The following is a 20,519-nucleotide window of genomic DNA, read 5'->3' as shown; positions in this document are numbered from 1 at the left end:
ATTGAGACAACAATTTTTCAATGCACTCTCTATATAATACCACAAATTGCACAATTCGCATTGCATCGTATCCACTTGTGGACGATAATTTTCACATAAGGGTATGAGATATGGCTCATTTCCTTCACAGTAGGACTATTTCAATGAATGAAAAATTACAGCGTCTTTTAGAAAACATCGTTCCCTTCCTGATGCTTGGGATAGCGATTGCATTAGTCATCGGTTTATTCATTATGTTTTCCTATGTCCTGATATGGGGCTTATTAATCGGTGGTATTCTTTGGGCAATATCGTTTGTGAAAAGCTATTTTTTCCCCAGTAATACACCTACAAAAACCGAAGGGCGCGTTATTGAACATAACGACAAAGACTAATGCCTGAATTACCGGAAATAGAAACGACCAGGCGTGGTCTAAGCCCGTTTTTACTGAATCAGACTATTATAGACATTACGATAAGACAGCCACAACTGCGCTTGCCGGTCACCCCCGCCTTAAATCAATGCTGCACCGGCCAGATAGTGAAGGCCATTTACCGGCGTGCCAAATATTTGCTGTTAGAATTGTCTGAAGGTTATTTGCTTATTCATTTGGGAATGTCCGGCCATTTGCGTATGACGGATAAAACATCTGTTGCCAGTAAACATGATCACATCGATATGTTACTGCAGAACGGGTTAATCCTTCGTTACAATGATCCTCGCCGCTTTGGACTGTGGCTTTATTTAAAGGAAAATCCTTATCAGCACCGCCTCTTAGCTCATTTAGGCCCGGAACCACTGGAGGATTCGTTTACTGGCAGTTACCTAAGTCAGCGGGCCCGCCATAAAAAGCAAAGTATTAAATCCTTTATTATGAGTAATGACATTGTCGTTGGCGTAGGGAATATCTATGCCACTGAAAGCTTGTTTTTAGCGGGCATTCACCCGTTGACACCTGCAGGCTCGCTTAAGTTGGCTCAATACGACCGACTGGCCAGCCATATTAAGCAGGTCTTGGAACAAGCCATCAAGGCCGGGGGCACAACGCTGCGTGATTTTTATGCCATCGATGGAAAGCCTGGCTATTTTACCAATGATTTACAAGTTTATGGCCGCAAAAATCGCCCCTGTTTTCATTGTCAGACATTGATTGAAACCACCGTAATAGCCGGAAGAAATTCTGCTTTTTGTCCTCGCTGCCAACCCCCGGTTTCCCGCACTATGCAGAGTCAAAAAGCGTTGCCTTGATATCAATATGATTTTAATGAGGGAGTTTAGCTCTCAAACTAAATGACCGAATTAAAATTAAATTTTAACGAAGCGATCGGGGTTTTGCGTACTATCAGGGCTGACGAAAAACGCCGAGCCGAGGCAAAATTTGATTTTAATGAGGGAGTTTAGCCCAAACTAAATGACCGAATTAAAGTTAAATTTTAACGAAGCGATCGGGGTTTTGCGTAAGTCCTGATTGTGCAGTATTCGGCACATGCAGTATTATCAACCCTCTCTAACGATAATGATTAACTATGAAGATTAGTAAATTACGCACCCAGTGGATAATGTTTCTTTCCATACTCAGTACAGGCGACGCCTGTTTGCGCTCCATTTTTAAACGCCTCTCTGGAAAGCAAACTCGCGCATGGTCCGATGCAGTGATTCACCGATGGGTAAACCGTCTGCTCAATTTAGTTGGTGTAACCTGTAAAGTGGTTAATCCTTATAAAGTCGAACCTCAGGCAGGGAAAGCAACTATCATTATGTGTAATCACAGCAGCCTTTATGATATTCCCATCAGTTTTCAAGCCTTTCCCAATCATTCAATCCGCATGTTAGCTAAAAAAGAACTATCAAAGATTCCTATTATGGGGAAAGGAATGACAGCAGCAGAATTTCCTTTTATTGATCGTAAAAATAGACATCAGGCGATAAAAGATTTAGCTCAAGTGCGTCAATTATTGGAAAGTGGAATTGTTATGTGGATAGCGCCGGAAGGGACTCGTTCAAAGGATGGTAAATTAGCGCCTTTTAAAAAAGGGGCCTTTATTACTGCTATTGAAACGAAGGCCACCATTATTCCGATTGGTATTCGTGGCGCTTATGATATTTTACCGGCACGCACGACTCAATTTAATCTCAATCAAATTGCTGAAATCCATGTTGGCAAACCAATTGATGCTTCGCAATATACCCCTAAAAATAAAGATGAACTGGTGCAAGAGGTCTATCAGTCTATTAAGGCGCTGGTAGGAGAAACAGCACCCAACTAATTTAGTGGGTAACACCATAGCCATCCTGATTTACGCCAACGGTAGCTGATAACCCGATGTGCCTTGGATCTGATGTTGCCGTGATGAAATTCTTTTCTTTATCCCAGGTGATTGCCTGCATATCACCATAATATTGATTCAAAGCCATTAATTTGTAACCCATCGCTTTTAATTCAGCCTGCAAAGCCGGAGAAAATGTTTCCGGTTCAAACTGCAGCCAATCGGGTAAATATTGGTGATGGAAACGCATCGCCGAAACCATAGAGATTGCTCCAGAGTAATCATAAAAACCCAGTGCAGCAAGAAATACCATTGTCGGAATGCGACTCCCTCCAGGTGTACCCACAATCGCGATACGGCCGGGCATTTCAAGAAAACTAGGCGTCATACTCGATAGAGGTCTCTTGCCAGGGGCAATACTATTTTTTTCGGTACCAACAATACCAAATACATTTCTCTCACCAGGTTTACTCGAGAAATCATCCATTTCGTCATTTAGTAATACGCCTGTTCCTTCAGCAACAACACTGGAGCCAAAAATAAAATTCACTGTCATGGTTGCTGAGACTCGATTTCCCTCGTTATCGATGATAGAAACGTGTGTGGTATTCGCACTGCCATCTTTGCTGGCCTGGCCTTGTAAAACATCACTCGGTAAGGCTTTGTTTGGAGGAATTAAGGAGCGAAGCTGCTTTGCATTGTCCGCTGACAGTAATTTATCCAGCGGGATTTGTTCAAAATCCGGATCGGCCAAGAACATCGAACGTTGCCAAAAAGCGAGCCGCATCGCTTCCGTCAAATAATGAATCCACTGGCTTTTACTAAACGTTGATAAAGGATAAGCAGCCACTATATTTAACATGGTTAATAAAGTCACTCCACCTGCAGATGGAGGAGGTGCGGTAATAATTAGCATATTATGGTAAGCACCTTGTAAAGGTTCACGCACTTTAATTTGGTACGCAGCCAAATCTTTCAGCGACCAAATACCACCTGCTGCATTGACTCCTTTTACTAAGCGCTCAGCCACCTCACCACGATAAAATCCATCGTGTCCCTTTGCAGCAAGTAATCTTAGTGTTTTTGCCAGATCAGGTTGTTTAAGACGTTCTCCAATTTGATAAGGTTTTCCATTATGCAAAAAAACTGCTGCCGTAGCAGGAAAGCGCTGTAACATTTGTAGTCGGTCATCCATTATTGAAAAATAATTAAATTGATGATCTACAATAAAGCCTTCCTCGGCAAAACGAATGGCCGGCGCTAATGATTTGGCCAAGGGCAAACGGCCATAATGCTCAGCAATATAAACCAATGCTGCCGGCTCACCAGGAATAGCAGCAGCCAAGCCCCCATTTAACGATAATCCGGGAACAGGATTACCATCGGTTCCCAAAAACATCGTTTTTGAAGCGGCAAGAGGCGCTGTCTCGCGGCCGTCAATAAAAATATTTTTCTTTTCTTTCGCTTGATGCAGCAACCAAAACCCACCACCACCCAGACCTGAATGGTAGGGCTCAACCACTGCAAGTACAGCAGCAACAGCCACTGCTGCGTCGAAGGCATTACCACCCGCAGCAAGAATTTCTAAACCCGCATTCGTTGCGAGGGGGTGCGCGGAGGCCACTGCATAGCCGGAAGGCTTTTCCGCATACTCTTTTGCACCGACGGGATTAAGAATTAAAAATAGGATAACGGTCAATAAGCACTTTGTTCCTCTCATAGCCCTTGCTTCTTCCTTTCCTGTAAGGCGCTAACGACAGCTGCTGGCACAAATTGTGATACATTGCCGTCAAGTTGGGCAATTTCCCGCACCAAAGTTGATGAAATAAATAACAGATGTTCAGAAGGGGTTAAAAACAGCGTTTCAATTTCTTGACATAATTTACGATTCATACCTGCTAATTGAAACTCATATTCAAAATCGTTTACTGCACGCAAACCACGCAAAATAATGCCTGCTTTTTGTTCACGCGCAAAATCAATCAATAAGTTGTCAAAGCCCATAACCGAGACGCCTGGCAAATGCCCTACAGCCGTTTTTATTAACTCAATACGAGTCTGTAAGGTTAGATAAGGACGTTTAGCTTGATTACTGGCTACAGCAACAACTATTTCAGGAAATAACCGGGATGCGCGAGCGATAATGTCAACATGACCATTCGTTATCGGATCAAACGTCCCAGGATAAATCGCTTTATTTTTCATAATGCCACATCACAATTGCAAGTTTAAGCAGTCTAGCGTATTGTGGATAGAAAAACTATTGGCAACCATCAAGGACTCGTTAATTCACCCGATAGCAACGCAGCGTTTCCCCGGTGTGAGTTAGCAACCTCTTTACAATATGGATTGGAGAAATGTAATGATTCCCAGTAAACATCTTTTTCTAACCGCTGTTGTTTTGTTGACTGCCTGTGCGCCCCACCCCACGATTGAAACCAATCCTAATGCTGGCTCTTCTGCGTCAACCTCCTCAACAACAAAAGGAGGGACTCCGTCGACAGCAGATGCTTCAACAGCGGCTGGCAAAACGACTGTTGCTGGCGCTAACACGACAACGACCGATAAAGCTAATCGTACGGCTGATACCGCATCACGAGTTGCCGGCGCGTCTCCCGCCGGCGTTTCTTCCTGGGAAATTTCCGGTGCAATGGCAGCACGAAATAAAAGTAAAGGCTGGAGTGCTTCTCTTAACTGGGTACAAAACGGTCCTGGCCAATACCAAATTCGCTTATCAGGACCTCTTGGCAGCGGCACCGTTCTTGTCAATAAAAAGGGGGGGGTAGTTACTTTGCGTGACGGCCCAAAAACAGCGTCCTCATCCAATGCTGATGAACTGCTAAGGCAACAAACCGGGGTTCGTCTACCCGTTAATAATCTCTATTACTGGGTAAGAGGTTTACCTGCACCGGGCGCTGTCCAATCAGCTAAAAAGGATCAAGCCAACCATTTAACCCTTCTGCGGCAGTCTGGCTACACCATTGAATACACTCAATACACCACGGTTGGTAAATATGTACTACCAAGCCAGATAAGGTTACAAGGCAATGGGGTGTTTATTAAAGTGGTCATTAGACGTTGGCGGGTCTAGGAATAGTGGATCGGGGAACCATTTGCACGTTTAGCAAGTCGTTCCCTCTCCCTTGCGTACTGAGCCCTATAGAATAATTTTTTCTTTTCAACGTTGACAAGCTTTTAAATTCTCTGCAAAATACGCAGCACATTGCAGCAATGCACACAATGATTATTCACGGATGAAATAATAGAATCTACAACTTATTGGGGTGTCGCCAAGCGGTAAGGCACAGGGTTTTGATCCCTGCATACCTAGGTTCGAATCCTAGCACCCCAGCCACAATCTTGTTGATTCAAGTAAACAGACGGCAGAAGATAACCGGGAAGGATGCGTTCACCGGATCGCTCAAATAATAACTATATCTTTCTGGCTGTCTTCTGCTATGTGTTTAAGTCACCTGATTAAAACTCGAATCTAAGGTTTTTTGCACATGTCGACAATGATGATCTTTACCGGCAATGCTAATCCAGAGCTGGCACTTAAAATAGCTTCCCACCTGCAAATTCCTATTGGTCAGGCGACCGTAGGTACTTTCAGCGATGGCGAGACTATGGTTGAAATACTCGAAAATGTACGTGGCAGGGACGTCTTTGTTGTCCAATCCACTTGTGCGCCAGCCAATGACAATTTAATGGAACTATTAAGTATGGCGGATGCCCTGCGGCGCTCATCAGCAGGACGAATTACCGCTGTCGTGCCTTATTTTGGTTACGCACGCCAAGACCGCCGTGTGCGTTCCGCAAGAGTACCGATTACTGCAAAAGTAGTTGCTGATATGATGGCTTCTGTAGGTATTTGTCGCGTTCTTACCGTCGATTTACACGCTGATCAGATTCAAGGTTTTTTCTACATGCCTGTAGATAATGTCTACTCCACTCCTGTTCTGCTGGAAGACATTAGAGAGAAAAATCTAACGGATCTCATGGTTGTTTCACCTGATGTAGGCGGAGTAGTTCGTGCCAGGGCAATGGCCAAACTTCTTAATGACACTGAACTGTCTATTATTGATAAACGCCGTAGTGGACCCAATAAGTCAGAAGTCATGCACATTATCGGTGAGCCTGCGGGAAGACACTGTCTCATCATTGATGACATTGTTGATACGGCAGGTACTTTATGTTCCGCAGCACATCAACTTAAGCAAAATGGTGCTATTAGCGTGCGGGCTTACGTTACTCATCCAGTGCTGTCTGGTCCTGCTGTCAATAATATAGTTAACTCCTCTTTAGATGAAATTGTTGTTACTGATACAATTCCCCTGTCAGAAGCAGCTAAGCAATGTAAAAAGATCCGGGTTGTCAGTTTGGCAGATATGTTAGCGCAAGCGATAAAGCGTGTTAATGTTGAGGAATCTGTAAGCTCAATGTTTGCCGAGTAACCTGACAAAAATTGCTGGACAGTTATACTTCTGTAGCCTTGGTGGAGTAGTTTTGCAACACCAGGGCCGTCTCATGAAATCCTTTCGTTATTCTGTCAATTCTATTTCACGGCCACCTGTGGCTTAAAACCTTTGTGACTAGACTCCCTGGGATCAAGAAGCATTGACGGATTTAGCGCCCAGAAATGAAAAAGGGGAAATCATTTCCCCTTTTTTGATACTAATTATTAACGCAGAGAGCTAATCAGGCGTTTAATCTCGTGTCCCTACGTACTTGTCGTCAAAGTAACGACGTAGCTTAGTTCTTAATGTACCTCTACTAATTCCAAGCATAATGGCAGCACGTGATTGGTTATACTTGCAATGCTCCATTACAGCACGAAATAGCGGTGTCTCAATTTCCTCAAGAACAAACTGGTACAGATCAACAGGATCAGTTCCCTTCAGCTCGGTGAAATATTTCTGCACTGATTGAGTGACACTGGCAGCCAACGACGAAGTAGTAGTATCTCCGGCCTCATTACCGATTGTTGTCATTCTTATTAACTCCTCCTTTTAAAAGCAGCATCTTACCCAATTGAGCAATTCCTGACAAGTACAGACCTAGCAAATTTGACTTAAAAATCAGGAATTACTGAATGGGCTTAAAATATCCAAGCCCACTCAAATGGGTCAATTTTACCTATTAAAATTTCAACATAGCTGGATTGAAAGGTTTGCCATTAACTGCTAATTGACCTTGGTTAAGACTCACTTCAATCACGTAATCACTTCCTTGTACTGTCAGGACGCCATTCTGTACCAGGGTAGATAATTGCTTGGTAGCCAGTGTGGTAGCCTGCTCATTGACATCTGCAGAACTTGTAGCCGCTTGCGTAGTAGTATCAGTACTGGCTTGCGGCTGTACTTGATCAACAGGACCTTGCTGACTTGCACTAGGCTGTGGTGACATCATCTTTTGCTTAATTGATTCTGTCATTAGCTGTTGTACAACTGCAGCAGGGATCTTCAACTTACCATTGCCTTGAATTTTTTGCATCAGTTCAAAGGGGTTAGCAAATTCACCTTTCGGCAGAGAAACCATTAAGTTACCCTCGAGTGTCCCCTGAGGCATCACAAAATTCATTTCTGAAATTTCAAACTCAGCCCCCTTGCTAAACAACCTGGGTAACTCAGGCAACATGGCGAATACGGCTTGTTGACGTTGAGCATCTGTACCTTGTTGCAGCTGATTTAATTGATCATTCAATTTAGCTAATACATCGGCATCAAGATTTCTAATCGCTACTTCTAAATTACCTGGACCATAAGTTTTGCCGTTAGCGACTATTTTTTCTAATGACGTTTTAAATTGCGAACTAAATAAGCCATCGTCAATATCGCTATTAGAACGCATGTCGAATTGGCCTAGCTCAAGCAGCTTGGCGTCCTTATTCATGACTACGAGCGAGGGGAAAGATAAACTGGCATCACCCAAGAACAAACCTGTTGGCGTCTTGTGTAAATTATATTCGCTAGTAACAGCCGACATCGTTGTATCGATTTGGTCTTTTGTAAAATGCAAACCATCTATGGTTATATTACCATCCACTTCACTCATGTTAGAGGAAACACTGGTTGATGTAGACATGCCCAACCAATTAAATTCCGCATTTCCTTCTTTAGCAAATAACTTGAAGGCCGGTAAAGAAGTATCAATACTCGTATTACCAAAATAATTTACGAAAAAGCTCATATTTAACTTTGGTTGAGTAGATTGGCTTGAGAATAAATTATTAAATTTATCAGTATATTGTGCTGGTAAAGTTAATAAAGTGTGAGCGAAGCCTAAACCGAATTTTATACCGCGATCTGAGAATATGACAGGACCATGGTAAATAGTAATCGGCATTTGCATTTGGTAATCTTCAGCAGGCACTGTCTGCGATTTACCATCTATCTGCACGACACGCTCAGGAACATGTAAACGCCAGTCCAATGAAGCCTCGGAAGTAAACCAACCACGCTTGTACTGCACAATTTCAGCAGCAACACCATTGGATTGATTGACTATATTGAGGCTTTCTCTCACCTTACGTTCGGTGAGATAACCCATACCATAATAAGAGCCGAGGACTAGAGCGGCTAAAAGAACCACTAATCCTGTGAATTTTTTCATTATTATCTCCGTGTTAGTGTTCGTCCTATGCAGATGAAGAAAGCACTTCCACCCCGCAGAGGGTTACCGCCCTAATTAAAACACGAGATTCACTAACTAGCAAAGAAATATGCGAATAAAAACAGGGTAAGTGCCCACAAATGGGCTTAAATAAAATAGAGTGTCTAGCAGGGATCCTTCAGGAGTAGAACCGGGGCACGTCATCCTAAGGGTCTGGCGTATATTCTGCGAAATCAAGATTGCACTTTGGAAAAAGTTCAGCCAATTGCCGTGTATCTGCACGGCAATTGGTTATGGAGAGACGTTAAGCGTTATTACATCTTACGAATGGGCTTGCAGTAAGTTTCTTTCACTGTAAATGCCAGGATCAAAGCGACAAGCGAACAGAGGGGTAAGATTTTCAACCCGGCCTGAAAATCGGAAAGTAATAAAGACTCAACATTGTATGCTCGGGCACCTGCTACCAAATCAACCAAACGACCTACCAAAGGCTGCATTAGTGCACCAACAAAAATAGAAATCATATTGGTAAAGGCAATCGAGGTACCGACCACGTTGCTCTCATGAATCTCAGTCGATACCGCATAGGCAATAGCTACACCAGTATTAGTCAAACCAAACACAAAGAAAATAAGGTAAGCGGACGTTTTATCCAGGGAGGGGTAAAAGACAAACAATGAACTTAAAACGATACCGCACAGAGCAGAAAAAATCATTAATGGTTTGCGACGCCCCATTCTATCTGACAACCAACCTGATAGTGGACCGCTGATTCCCCAGCCAATAAAGATGAGGCCTGTTGCAAAAGCCGCAGTATGAGCAGTCAAACCGCGGCCATATTGTAAATAGGCAGGACCGATGGCTTCACCAATGACAGCAGTAGGTCCAAATAGAAAGCCCGCATAGAGTGCATTTAACCAAGTTTGGCGATGGGACAAAATAATACGCAAACTTTCTAAAATACTCAGTCTTGCTTCATATTTGATTTCACGTCGCTTCGTACCCGGTTTGTCCTGGACAAACTGATATAAAAGACCGGCTAGTGCAATAAATAAAAAGGCAATAATCAGCATACTATGCCGCCAACCAACATTGGCCACTAAAAAGGAAACGGGCGCTTCGCCAGCTGCTGCCCCTAACATACCAAGTGCCTGGGTTAAACCCGCCAATAAGCCCAGCATGGCTGGAGGAAACCAGGATGTGGCTAACCGTAAGGAGCTCACAAAGGCAAACGCGGCGCTAAAACCGATCAACATACGCCCGACTGAAGCCATCATCAAGCCATCTGCCAAGCCAAAAACACCACACCCCAGAGCGGTGATTAAAGACATGACCGTTAAAATCGCACGAATACTCAGGCGATCGACTGTAAGTCCAACTGGAATTTGCATCAAAATATAAGGAAAATAAAACGAAGCGGTCAGAATACCAAACCCAGCTTCATTGATTCCAAAATCGATTTGCAGGCTTCGGTGCATAACTCCGGGAGCTACACGCGCCAGATAGTCAGAGAAGTAAAATGCAGCAGCTAATCCCCAGACAATCCATGCAAAACCTAATTGATTTATACGACTTGCTTTATCACTTTCAGACATTACCATCATATTCATAATTCAGTACTCAGCTAGTATTTTCGTCCTGATTGAAATAAAAATCAATCGATTAGTTGTAGCGGAAAAACAGGATTTTGTTTAATAAAAACACAGACTTAACCCCGCATTATACTGTGACCGACAATTATTTCAACACAATGAGCATTCTAGAACTTAGCATTTTTCTAACAGACTGTATATATCACTAACGCTTTTTTAATTACAACTAAGCAGTAACTGGAGTAAAAATTAGATATAATTCCGCTTTTTAGCAGGTAGAAAGCGAATGAATGATCTTGAATTAGCAATCAAACAGGCATTGGATGCGGCCGGTAATTCCAAGGAAGCAAACAAAGCTTATTTGGAGTTCATCAAAGCGAATTTTATTATTCCAATTGATAAAAATTCAGCTGCTGATCAACCAGAGGTATTATATATAGAAAGCAACGGTGGATTTCTTCTACCTGTATTTACTAATATGGACTATTTTGCTCATTGGGCAGATGAGATTAGTGATGCTATTCAGCTTCTTAAATTGTCAGGTGTTGATCTACTGAAAGGAATTGGTGAGCAAGTCACCGTTTGTCTCAATATTGGCAGCCCAATTTATAAAGAATTCAATCCAGCAGAATTGGCTAGAATGCGCTCCATGGTTTTAAAGTTATTTAAATAACGGACCCGACGATCTGCAATCTTGAGCCGAAAAGCATTGATTTTTGGCCAAGATGGTAGACCTGTTCAGCAGACCCTGATTCGACCTGAGAAAACGACTCATCCCCAGGTCGAATCGAATGTGCCTTGGTTTTATTGCTCTTAGGCAACCAGATCCAACACCTGGTAACCAACCACTGCCGTTGCAGCTATTGCACCGGTAATTTTGAGTACATTCGCGAAAAAATTGCTGCTTACCAGGCTATGTGGGCGCTGATAAGACTGATCATTTGCCGCGGCAGGCTCTTCACTGACCGGTGCATCTGCTGTGAGCTCAAATAATGGTTTCTCACCATAAAATCCAGCCCACCAGCCTTCAAGCCATTGATAGTATTCCTGACTACCTTCACTGAAAGGATTTTCTTCTTCCTGAATATCAGCCAGGGCACACTCGTAACCATCCGCATAACACTCTTCAAAACTTGGATGTTCAATATTAAAACGTAATTTAATATGTGGTAACAGCTCTGTTGTGTCATTCATGTTGGTACCCTCTCTTAGTCCTTCAAAATAACTCGTAATTTTTAGCTTCCTGCTAAATTAAATGCATTCTTAATGCCATGATTTGTGTATCACTTAACATTCATTCTACGACTGGAGACTGACCTTGTGTTGGAGTATGCGCTTTTTTTACACTTTCTTGACAAAATAAAAACCATGACAATAAATAAAAAATCACCTCATTGATTTTATTGAAGATTATGGGGCTAACCGGCAATGAATCCACTGTCCTTTGCTCTTGTAATAAAAAATCCGGTCATGTAAACGATTATCCCGTCCTTGCCAAAACTCAATTTCATCAGGAATTACGATATATCCTCCCCAATGCCTTGGTCGAACTATTGGTTCTTGGCCATGTTGCTCTATTAGCTCATTGAGAGATTGCTCCAGGCTTTTTCTATCGGAAATTTTCTGGCTCTGTGGCGAAGCAATTGCGCTTAATTGGCTTGTTACAGGCCTTGAGGCAAAATAAGTATCCGACTGCTTTTTAGTAGTTCGCTTTACTCGGCCACGAATTCGAACTTGCCGAGCCATTTGAGGCCAATAGAAATTAAGTGCTGCATAAGGAATACGGCCTAATTGCACCGACTTGCTACTTCCGTAGTTTGTATAAAAAATAAAGGTTCCTTCATCTAGCCCTTTAAGCAAGACCACTCTCGAATCCGGGTATCCTTTTTCATCTACCGTTGATAAAACCATTGCTGTTGGGTCACTTTTCTCAGACAACAACACGTCTTCAAACCAATGCTTAAACTGGGTAATAGGGCATTCTTCAATGTTCTCTTCATTAAGGTTCAAATCACCATATTCACGACGGATTTCCGCCAAGGTTCGCCAATGACTCATACTCTTCCCACAATTGGATACGTCATTAAATTATAAAACTAAATCCCAGAAGGTTATATAGCCATCAAATACTAAAGCTGGGGACTGTTTAGATGTCCCTTTTTTCTGTAAATTAATCCTTTCATCATTAACCTGTTTCTTATGTATCAATTTTTTTTACTTCTGGCAGGAATTATCATGACTTCACCTAATGTCTATGCACTTGAAATTGTCACTGTCGAAGAAGTCGCCCATAATCAAGTGTTACGAAAGCCGGCAAAACCGGTTTCTTTTCCGCTAAGCGCTAGTGATTTACAGCTGATTGCTGCGATGAAAGGAAAATTATATGACCTGGGTGGCGTTGGCCTGGCGGCGCCCCAGGTAAATCGTGCTAAACAAATTATTGCCATCTATATTCCCGAAGAAGCCGCTTTATTAAGAAATAACGTCAGCCCTTATCCAATGCATATTATGATTAACCCAAGCTATCAGGGAGTTGAGGAAAAAGGATTTATTCATGATTTTGAAGGTTGTTATTCCGTATCGAGTAAAGCCGGCAAGGTCCCACGCTACAGTCAAATAACCCTTCACTACCAGGATGAAAATGGGCAAGCTCACAGCAGTACTGAAAGTGGATTTTATGCCAGAGTTTTGCAACATGAGATAGACCATCTTAATGGCACATTGATTATTGATAGGTTAACACCAGATTGTGTGCAAGGTAGTGTACAAGAAATGATGGCTTTACGCCGTAAGGAATTATCTGATGAGCAAAAAGCAGCCTTCGATTTGGTCATTAGTAAAAAGTTTAACAAATAACGGATTCGTGTAATCTTGGAAGCAGAACTCAACCCTGGGTTGTGATGGGTCAATGAGAGAAACAGGACGATTTTTAATCCTGTTTGCAAGGTCGCAGGCTACATGGCTGGTTATCAAAATGAACATCAAGAACATTATTTTTGACGTGGGCAATGTGATTGTCAGATGGTCACCCACTGAGATTGTTAGAAATACTTTTCCAAATTATGAACAGCATCAACAGCACTATTTAGTTGAAAAAATATTTAAAAGCCGTATTTGGATTAATTTAAATTTGGGCAAAATTTCTGAAGAGGAGGCAAAACTGGGCTATCTCTCAGAGCTGAAAGAGATTGATGTCCAACATCTGACTGCTCTTTTCAATTATGTAAAGTCGACACAAGTCCTAATTCCAGGAACCACAGACCTCATCAAGTCATTACATAGAAATGGCTATCATTTGTTTGCGCTGACTGACAATATAAAGGAAATTATCATTTATTTAAAAAACAAGTATGATTTCTGGAATTATTTTACTCACGCGACTGTTTCTGCCGACATTGGTTTTATGAAGCCTGGTAAAGAAATTTTTAATTATGCGTTACAAAGAAATAATTTAATTGCCCGTGAGACAATATTTATTGACGATCACGAACCAAACACTCGAGCAGCGAGCTCGCTAGGCCTTCATACGATCTTATTTTCTGATTCAGTATCTTGTTTACAACGACTTAAAAATTTAGGTGTAGCTATTAATGACTAAATGAAAGTCTAATTAAATTGATTCTACATAGAGAGGGGAAATCAGGCTCTTTTTCCTGAAAAAGAGCCTGACTTTTTATTACCAGCCAGTCACTTCAGCGATAGCATCACCCAAATCAGCTGGCGAATGAACTGTTCTTACACCTGCAGCTTCCAATGCAGCAAATTTTTCCGCAGCAGTACCTTTACCACCCGAAATAATTGCCCCTGCGTGCCCCATGCGCTTGCCTGCAGGCGCAGTAACACCAGCGATGTAGGAGACGACGGGCTTGCTAACATTTGATTTAATGTATTCAGCGGCTTCTTCTTCTGCTGAACCACCAATTTCACCGACCATAATGATCGCTTGTGTCTGGCTGTCCTTTTCAAAAAGAGCCAAGGCATCGATAAAAGTAGTTCCTGGAATAGGATCACCACCAATTCCTATGCAAGTACTTTGACCAAAACCTTTGTCGGTAGTTTGTTTTACTGCTTCATAAGTTAATGTACCAGAGCGAGAAACAATACCAACTTTACCAGGTAAATGAATGGAACCAGGCATGATACCAATTTTACATTCACCAGGAGTAATGATGCCTGGACAATTAGGACCAATAAGTCTCGCTTGTGTATTATTCTCTAAATACACTTTAACTTGCAGCATATCCAGTACTGGAACACCTTCAGTAATACAAACAATTAATTGGATACCAGCATCCGCTGCTTCCAGGATGGAATCTTTGCAGAATGGCGCAGGCACATAGATCACGCTGGCATCTGCACCGGTTTCCTCAACTGCTTCACGCACTGTGTTAAAGACAGGCAAGCCTAGATGAGTCTGGCCACCTTTACCTGGTGTTACTCCGCCAACCATGCGCGTACCATATTCAATCGCTTGCTCTGTATGCAAGGTCCCTTGTTTGCCAGTAAAACCTTGGCAAATCACTTTAGTTTGTTTATTGACTAATACACTCATTGCTTAACCTCAAATTTAGTTCCGGCTATTCCCATTGATTCACCTGGGTTGTAGCCAAGTGGATAATTAGGCGACAGCCGCCACGATCTTTTTCGCTGCATCAGTTAAGCTGTTTGCGGCGATTACATTTAAATCACTCTTGTTTAAAATCTCAGCACCCAATTTGGCGTTATTTCCTTCAAGACGGACAACGACAGGGACTTTTACGTCCACTTCTTTAACAGCCGCAATAATGCCTTCCGCAATTAAATCACAACGAACGATACCGCCGAAAATATTAACCAGGATACCTTTGACATTTTCGTCAGAAAGGATAATTTTGAACGCTTCACTGACGCGCTCTTTCGTGGCACCACCTCCCACGTCGAGGAAATTTGCCGGCTCACCGCCATGCAGCTTGATTACATCCATGGTAGCCATAGCCAAACCAGCGCCGTTAACCATACAACCGATTGAACCATCCAAAGGAATGTAGTTCAATTCCCAATCAGTTGCACGATTTTCACGCTCATCTTCCTGAGTAGTATCGCGCATGCTTTTTAATTTGGGTTGTCGGTAGAGGGCATTTCCATCAATATTAATTTTGCCGTCCAAACAAAGAAGTTGGCCGGTTTTGGTAACCACAAGCGGGTTAATTTCCAACAAGCTAAGATCACACTCAACAAACATTTTGCCAAGGGCCAGCATTAAGTGAGTAAATTGCTTAATCTGCTCATCGTTCAAACCGAGCTTGAAACCCACCTCGCGACATTGATAAGGCATTACTCCGACCAGGGGATCAACCACCACCTTGAAAATTTTCTCAGGTGTTTCATGGGCTACTTTTTCAATCTCCACACCACCCTCGGTGGATGCCATGATAACTACACGTCGCGTAGCCCTGTCAACAACGGCACCAAGATAGAGTTCGCGCGCAATATCGCACGTTTCTTCAACCAGAACAGCATTTACCGGCTGTCCTTTCGCATCAGTCTGATAAGTGACCAAACGTGTACCCAACAATGACTTGGCAACTGCAGCCAATTCTTCTTTAGTAGAAACGAGTTTAACACCGCCTGCTTTACCCCGGCCACCCGCATGCACCTGAGCTTTGACAACCCATCGTGGTGTTGATAATTGAGAAGCGACTTGCAAAGCATCTTCCACATTATAAGCTACCTGACCGCGGGGAGTTGGTAAGCCATAGCTGGCAAATAATTGCTTGGCCTGATATTCATGTAAATTCATCGTTAGCACCCTTAAAAAAGCAAAACCCGTCAACGCGGGTCTTGCGGTTAAATTTTATTATCAAACATTTAGTAATAAACGCGATGGATCTTCCAGCAGCTCTTTCACACTCACCAAAAACTGCACGGATTCTTTACCATCAATTAAACGGTGGTCATAGGAAAGTGCCACATACATCATCGGACGAATAACAATCTGGCCTTTTTCAACAACGGGTCTATCTTCGATTTTATGCATACCCAAAATACCGGTTTGAGGCGGATTAATGATAGGTGTTGCTAATAAAGATCCGAATACTCCACCATTGGTAATGGTAAAAGTTCCGCCCTGCATTTCTTCCATGCTTAACTTACCTTGTCTGGCACGTGTTGCTGAATCATTAATCGCTTTTTCTATATCAGCCATACTCATTTGATCAGCATCCCTTACTACTGGAACAACCAAACCACGTTCAGTTGACACAGCAATACCAACATCATAATAGCCATGATAGACAATATCCTGTCCGTCAATAGAGGCATTTACTGCTGGGAAACGCTTTAAAGACTCAACAACAGCCTTGGTGAAGAAAGACATAAACCCGAGTTTTACACCATGCTTTTTCTCAAAGCCATCTTTATATTGAGCACGCAAATCCATGACTGCTTTCAAATTAACTTCGTTAAAAGTCGTCAGCATGGCGGCATTATGTTGGGCTTGTACCAAGCGTTCCGCAATTTTTGCCCTTAGTCTCGACATCGGTACGCGGCGCTCTTCACGTGCTCCCATTGGTAGTTGAACCGCTGGCTCGGCCTTTGCGGGAGCAGGTTTGGATGATTTTTCGCGACCTGATTCAATGAAGGCAATCACATCTTCCTTCGTAATTCGACCCTCTTTACCTGAACCGGAAATCTGGCCGGATTGTAAATCGTTCTCTGCCAGTAAGCGCCTTACAGCTGGACTTGCCGCTTTATCCTCACTAGCAAGATTAGCTTCTTTAACAGGTGGCTTTTCTTCTTTAGCGACAGGTTGCTCAGCAGCAGCACCTGCTTCTATGCGTGCTAACAGTTGGCCAGATTGAACGGTATCGCCCTCTTTAAAAAGGAGCTCTTTCAATATGCCGTCGGCAGGAGCTGGCACTTCAAGCACCACCTTATCTGTTTCCAAATCAATGATGTTCTCATCGCGGGTAACTCTGTCACCCACTTTCTTATGCAACGCAGCTATAGTGGCATCTGCTACCGATTCAGGTAAAGCAGGGACTTTAACTTCAATAGACATGGTTATACCTTCTTATATTATCTAGGGGCTACTGACAATTCGCTAGCTTGAACTCAAAAGTCTCCATTTCGGGCACCGTAGCAAAACATACCTGATAGTATGTGAGCAACGGGCCCAGGCAATCGAGACTTTTAGGCCAAGATAGTCGAATTATCAAAGGCCTAATCGATTAATCCAATAGCGCCTGTTCAACCAATGCTTGCTGCTGTTGCGCGTGCAGTATAGCACTACCCACTGCTGGAGCTGCGGCAAACTCTCTGCCAGCATAATGCAAGGATTGATCATCTCGCAAACAATCTATGATATTGTGTTGAGAAGAAAACCATACGCCTTGATTCTGTGGTTCTTCTTGGCACCAAACGATCTTTTTTGCTTGCGGAAATTTTTCCAATTCCTGAGTCAACATTTTTTTCGGGAACGGATAAAGTTGCTCCACACGCACGATGGCTACATGATTCAATTTATCATCGCGTCTTTTTTGCAACAGATCATAGTAAACTTTGCCACAACATAACACTACTTTTGTGACTTTGGCTGCATTTATGTCATCTATTTCTGGAATGACCGTATGAAACTTACCCTTCATCAAATCAGATAAGGGTGAAACAGCCAGTTTGTGGCGTAACAAACTCTTTGGTGTCATGACAATCAAAGGTTTGCGGAATTTACGCAACATTTGACGACGCAACATATGGAACATTTGAGCAGGTGTTGTTGGCGTACAGACCTGAATATTATGCTGCGCACAAAGCTGCATAAACCGCTCCAGGCGAGCCGAAGAATGCTCTGGTCCCTGCCCTTCGTAACCGTGTGGTAACAACATTACCAAACCGCACAACCGTCCCCATTTTTGTTCACCAGAACTAATGAATTGATCAATAACGACCTGAGCGCCATTCGCAAAATCACCAAACTGGGCTTCCCATAACACGAGAGACGTCGGCTCAGAAGAGGCATATCCGTATTCAAAAGCAAGTACTGCTTCCTCTGACAGGACAGAATCAATAACCGTGAAAAACTTGTGGGGATCAGTCACTGTTTTTTCCAGCGGTACGTAGGTTTCTCCGTTTACTACATCATGTAATACTGCATGGCGGTGAGCGAAGGTTCCACGACCACAATCCTGCCCTGATAAGCGCACACCGTAGCCTTCATGCAATAAACTTGCGTAAGCCATTGTTTCTGCATAGCCCCAATTCATTGGGATTTCTTCAGCAGTCATTTTTTCCCGGTCGGCAAGAAGACGCTTGACAACGGGATGCAATTCAAAGCCATCTGGTAACGTGTGTAGCTGTTTGGAGAGCAATTGCAACGTACTTTTGCTAATCGTGGTATCGGCTTTATCCGTCCATTTCGCATTAATATAGGGAGTCCAGTCAACAGAGACTCGCCCTTCATAATCACCACGGACCAGTTCAACAACTGCCTGTCCTTTATCGAGCCTCTCGCGATAATCCTCTACCAAATTATCAACTTCTTTGCTGCTAATCAGGCTCTGAGTTATCAATTCATCAGCGTAGATTTCCCGTAACGTAGGCATTGATTTGATCTTTTTATACATAGCCGGCTGGGTAACCGCAGGTTCATCGGCCTCATTATGGCCATGGCGGCGATAGCAAACCAGATCAACTACCACGTCGCGTTTAAATTTCATTCTAAAATCAAAAGCAATTTGCGTCGCAAAAACAACAGCCTCCGGATCGTCACCATTGACGTGAATAACTGGTGCCTGCACCATTTTTGCCACATCAGTACAGTATAGCGTTGATCGTGCATCCAAAGGGTTTGAGGTGGTGAAACCAATTTGGTTATTAATCACTATATGAATTGTTCCACCGGTTGAATAACCGCGGGCTTGAGAAAAATTAAATGTTTCCATGACTACGCCCTGGCCTGCAAACGCTGCATCACCATGAACAACAACAGGAACAACCTTATCTTTCTTATCCAAATCATGTTGACGTCGCAGACGGGAGCGGGCAGACCCTTCAACCACTGGACCAATAATTTCTAAATGAGAGGGGTTAAATGCCAAAGCCAGATGCACAATTTCCCCTGTTTCCGTACGTATGTCTGAAGAAAAGCCCATGTGGTACTTCACATCGCCAGTACGCTCGTATTTAACCTTTCCTTCAAATTCCTGGAACAGTTGATCAGGCTCTTTACCCAATACATTGACTAAAACGTTTAAACGACCACGATGCGCCATGCCAATAACGATTTCCTTAACGCCTTCACTACCCCCTCTGCGAATCAGCTCTTTCATCATAGGAATAAAAGCATCCCCGCCTTCAAGTGAGAATCGCTTTTGACCTACATAACGTGTTCCCAAATAGCGCTCTAGACCATCAGCCGCAATTAGTTCGTTAAGAATATTAAGTTTTTTCTGCTTGTCAAAATTGGGTCGACCGCGGGCGGATTCCATCTTTTGCTGCAGCCACTCTGTTTCTGCGTTATCAGAAATATGCATGTACTCAATGCCAATACTTCCGCAATAGGTATCACGTAATGCCTGGTATATCTCATGTAGCGGCATCTCAGAACCATTGAAATATTTACCGGCAAAAAAAGAGCGATTCATATCTGCTTCTGAGAGTTGGTGATAACTCAACTCAAGGCTTGGTACATTGACCCGTTCAGCCATTTCCAAAGGATCCAGCTTAGCCGCATGATGGCCATGGGAACGGTAAGCATTCATTAAATGAGCCACCTGGTACTGTTTACTATCCTCAGAAGTAACAACCTGTGTCCGTTTCTTATCGCTGGCTTGCAAAAAATAATCGCGGATATCGCGATGGGAAATTTCTTTTGGCGCGCCATTGACCTTTGGCAAGGCATCAAAAGCTGCCCGCCAGTCTGCAGGGACTGAATCCGGATCAGTCAGGTAGTCTTCATATAGACCATCGACATAAGCCATACTTCCACCTGACAAGTAGGAAGAAGCCCATTGAGTTTGCAGATCACTACTGCTCATAGTTGTTCTCTCCAAAGGGGTATGCCCCGAATTTTATCGGGGCAACAACAAAATC

General features: G+C 43.0%; 19 protein-coding genes and 1 tRNA gene. 9 read left to right on the top strand and 11 right to left on the bottom strand.

Annotated features, from left to right (window positions below):
* Nucleotides 1-143 precede the first annotated feature (143 nt).
* The 3 genes from ACN4Z1_RS08150 (at nt 144) to ACN4Z1_RS08140 (ending at nt 2,247) form a co-directional block, all read left to right on the top strand.
* Complete coding sequence (locus ACN4Z1_RS08150; RefSeq protein ID WP_115222246.1) at nt 144-374, top strand: hypothetical protein; 231 nt, start codon at nt 144-146, stop codon at nt 372-374.
* The gene (gene mutM, locus ACN4Z1_RS08145; RefSeq protein ID WP_228364960.1) at nt 374-1,228 is read left to right on the top strand and encodes a bifunctional DNA-formamidopyrimidine glycosylase/DNA-(apurinic or apyrimidinic site) lyase; all 855 of its coding nucleotides are present in this window, start codon (nt 374-376) and stop codon (nt 1,226-1,228) included. Before ACN4Z1_RS08150 ends, mutM begins: the two co-directional genes overlap by 1 nt.
* Before the next feature lie 278 nt (nt 1,229-1,506).
* Nucleotides 1,507-2,247, top strand: a complete 741-nt coding sequence (locus tag ACN4Z1_RS08140) for a lysophospholipid acyltransferase family protein (RefSeq protein ID WP_228364961.1) — start codon at nt 1,507-1,509, stop codon at nt 2,245-2,247.
* A gap of 1 nt (nt 2,248) precedes the next feature.
* On the opposite strand, the gene ggt is transcribed toward ACN4Z1_RS08140, so the two are convergent.
* Together ggt and coaD are read right to left on the bottom strand one after the other, a co-directional pair.
* Complete coding sequence (gene ggt, locus ACN4Z1_RS08135) at nt 2,249-3,967, bottom strand: gamma-glutamyltransferase (RefSeq protein WP_228364962.1); 1,719 nt, start codon at nt 3,965-3,967, stop codon at nt 2,249-2,251.
* On the bottom strand, nt 3,964-4,452 hold the full coding sequence (gene coaD, locus ACN4Z1_RS08130) for a pantetheine-phosphate adenylyltransferase (RefSeq protein WP_255673213.1): 489 nt from the start codon (nt 4,450-4,452) through the stop codon (nt 3,964-3,966). The genes ggt and coaD overlap by 4 nt, the downstream gene beginning before the upstream one ends.
* A 157-nt stretch (nt 4,453-4,609) precedes the next feature.
* Here coaD and lolB point away from each other — a divergent pair, with 157 nt between their 5' ends.
* The 3 genes from lolB to ACN4Z1_RS08115 all read left to right on the top strand — a co-directional run bounded on the left by lolB (nt 4,610) and on the right by ACN4Z1_RS08115 (nt 6,701).
* Entirely contained in the window at nt 4,610-5,338 is a 729-nt protein-coding gene (lolB, locus tag ACN4Z1_RS08125) for a lipoprotein insertase outer membrane protein LolB (protein ID WP_228364963.1), read from the top strand.
* A gap of 189 nt (nt 5,339-5,527) precedes the next feature.
* Nucleotides 5,528-5,602 (top strand) — tRNA-Gln (locus tag ACN4Z1_RS08120).
* A gap of 151 nt (nt 5,603-5,753) precedes the next feature.
* On the top strand, nt 5,754-6,701 hold the full coding sequence (locus ACN4Z1_RS08115) for a ribose-phosphate pyrophosphokinase (protein WP_115222251.1): 948 nt from the start codon (nt 5,754-5,756) through the stop codon (nt 6,699-6,701).
* Nucleotides 6,702-6,953: 252 nt separating this feature from the next.
* Here the strand turns inward: ACN4Z1_RS08115 and ACN4Z1_RS08110 are convergent, their stop codons facing one another.
* The 3 genes from ACN4Z1_RS08110 to ACN4Z1_RS08100 all read right to left on the bottom strand — a co-directional run bounded on the left by ACN4Z1_RS08110 (nt 6,954) and on the right by ACN4Z1_RS08100 (nt 10,454).
* Nucleotides 6,954-7,238 carry a helix-turn-helix domain-containing protein gene (locus ACN4Z1_RS08110; protein WP_115222252.1) on the bottom strand — a complete coding sequence of 95 codons (285 nt, stop codon included), beginning with the start codon at nt 7,236-7,238 and terminating at the stop codon, nt 6,954-6,956.
* Nucleotides 7,239-7,386: 148 nt separating this feature from the next.
* Nucleotides 7,387-8,859, bottom strand: coding sequence for a YdgA family protein (locus ACN4Z1_RS08105; RefSeq protein WP_228364964.1), 1,473 nt, complete (start codon nt 8,857-8,859; stop codon nt 7,387-7,389).
* 314 nt (nt 8,860-9,173) lie between these two features.
* Entirely contained in the window at nt 9,174-10,454 is a 1,281-nt protein-coding gene (locus tag ACN4Z1_RS08100; protein WP_181879407.1) for an MFS transporter, read from the bottom strand.
* Nucleotides 10,455-10,737: 283 nt separating this feature from the next.
* On the opposite strand from ACN4Z1_RS08100, the gene ACN4Z1_RS08095 reads away from it, so the two are divergent.
* The gene (locus ACN4Z1_RS08095) at nt 10,738-11,124 is read left to right on the top strand and encodes an SseB family protein (protein WP_115222254.1); all 387 of its coding nucleotides are present in this window, start codon (nt 10,738-10,740) and stop codon (nt 11,122-11,124) included.
* Nucleotides 11,125-11,264: 140 nt separating this feature from the next.
* On the opposite strand, the gene ACN4Z1_RS08090 is transcribed toward ACN4Z1_RS08095, so the two are convergent.
* The gene (locus tag ACN4Z1_RS08090; RefSeq protein ID WP_228364965.1) at nt 11,265-11,645 is read right to left on the bottom strand and encodes a transmission trait enhancer LetE; all 381 of its coding nucleotides are present in this window, start codon (nt 11,643-11,645) and stop codon (nt 11,265-11,267) included.
* Nucleotides 11,646-11,861: 216 nt separating this feature from the next.
* Nucleotides 11,862-12,509 (bottom strand): pyridoxamine 5'-phosphate oxidase, encoded by a 648-nt coding sequence (gene pdxH, locus ACN4Z1_RS08085; protein ID WP_228364966.1) that lies wholly within the window; start codon nt 12,507-12,509, stop codon nt 11,862-11,864.
* Nucleotides 12,510-12,686: 177 nt separating this feature from the next.
* On the opposite strand from pdxH, the gene def reads away from it, so the two are divergent.
* Together def and ACN4Z1_RS08075 are read left to right on the top strand one after the other, a co-directional pair.
* Complete coding sequence (gene def, locus ACN4Z1_RS08080) at nt 12,687-13,307, top strand: peptide deformylase (protein ID WP_370634622.1); 621 nt, start codon at nt 12,687-12,689, stop codon at nt 13,305-13,307.
* 118 nt (nt 13,308-13,425) lie between these two features.
* On the top strand, nt 13,426-14,049 hold the full coding sequence (locus ACN4Z1_RS08075) for an HAD family hydrolase (RefSeq protein WP_228364968.1): 624 nt from the start codon (nt 13,426-13,428) through the stop codon (nt 14,047-14,049).
* A 78-nt stretch (nt 14,050-14,127) separates the two neighbouring features.
* Here the strand turns inward: ACN4Z1_RS08075 and sucD are convergent, their stop codons facing one another.
* The 4 genes from sucD to ACN4Z1_RS08055 all read right to left on the bottom strand — a co-directional run bounded on the left by sucD (nt 14,128) and on the right by ACN4Z1_RS08055 (nt 20,464).
* Nucleotides 14,128-15,003 (bottom strand): succinate--CoA ligase subunit alpha, encoded by an 876-nt coding sequence (gene sucD, locus ACN4Z1_RS08070; RefSeq protein ID WP_115222259.1) that lies wholly within the window; start codon nt 15,001-15,003, stop codon nt 14,128-14,130.
* A gap of 66 nt (nt 15,004-15,069) precedes the next feature.
* Entirely contained in the window at nt 15,070-16,230 is a 1,161-nt protein-coding gene (gene sucC / locus ACN4Z1_RS08065; protein ID WP_115222260.1) for an ADP-forming succinate--CoA ligase subunit beta, read from the bottom strand.
* A 60-nt stretch (nt 16,231-16,290) separates the two neighbouring features.
* Nucleotides 16,291-17,490 (bottom strand): 2-oxoglutarate dehydrogenase complex dihydrolipoyllysine-residue succinyltransferase, encoded by a 1,200-nt coding sequence (odhB, locus tag ACN4Z1_RS08060; RefSeq protein WP_115222261.1) that lies wholly within the window; start codon nt 17,488-17,490, stop codon nt 16,291-16,293.
* Between the two features lie 169 nt (nt 17,491-17,659).
* Nucleotides 17,660-20,464: a 2-oxoglutarate dehydrogenase E1 component gene (locus ACN4Z1_RS08055; RefSeq protein WP_228364969.1), complete on the bottom strand. Its 2,805-nt coding sequence runs from the start codon at nt 20,462-20,464 to the stop codon at nt 17,660-17,662.
* Nucleotides 20,465-20,519 lie beyond the last annotated feature (55 nt).

It is taken from the genome of Legionella sp. ST3F1 (assembly GCF_048553315.1).
Taxonomy (GTDB): Bacteria; Pseudomonadota; Gammaproteobacteria; order Legionellales; family Legionellaceae; genus Tatlockia; species Tatlockia donaldsonii.
The sequence above is the reverse complement of the archived record's forward strand: the minus strand, read 5'-3'. Positions and strand labels throughout refer to the sequence as shown.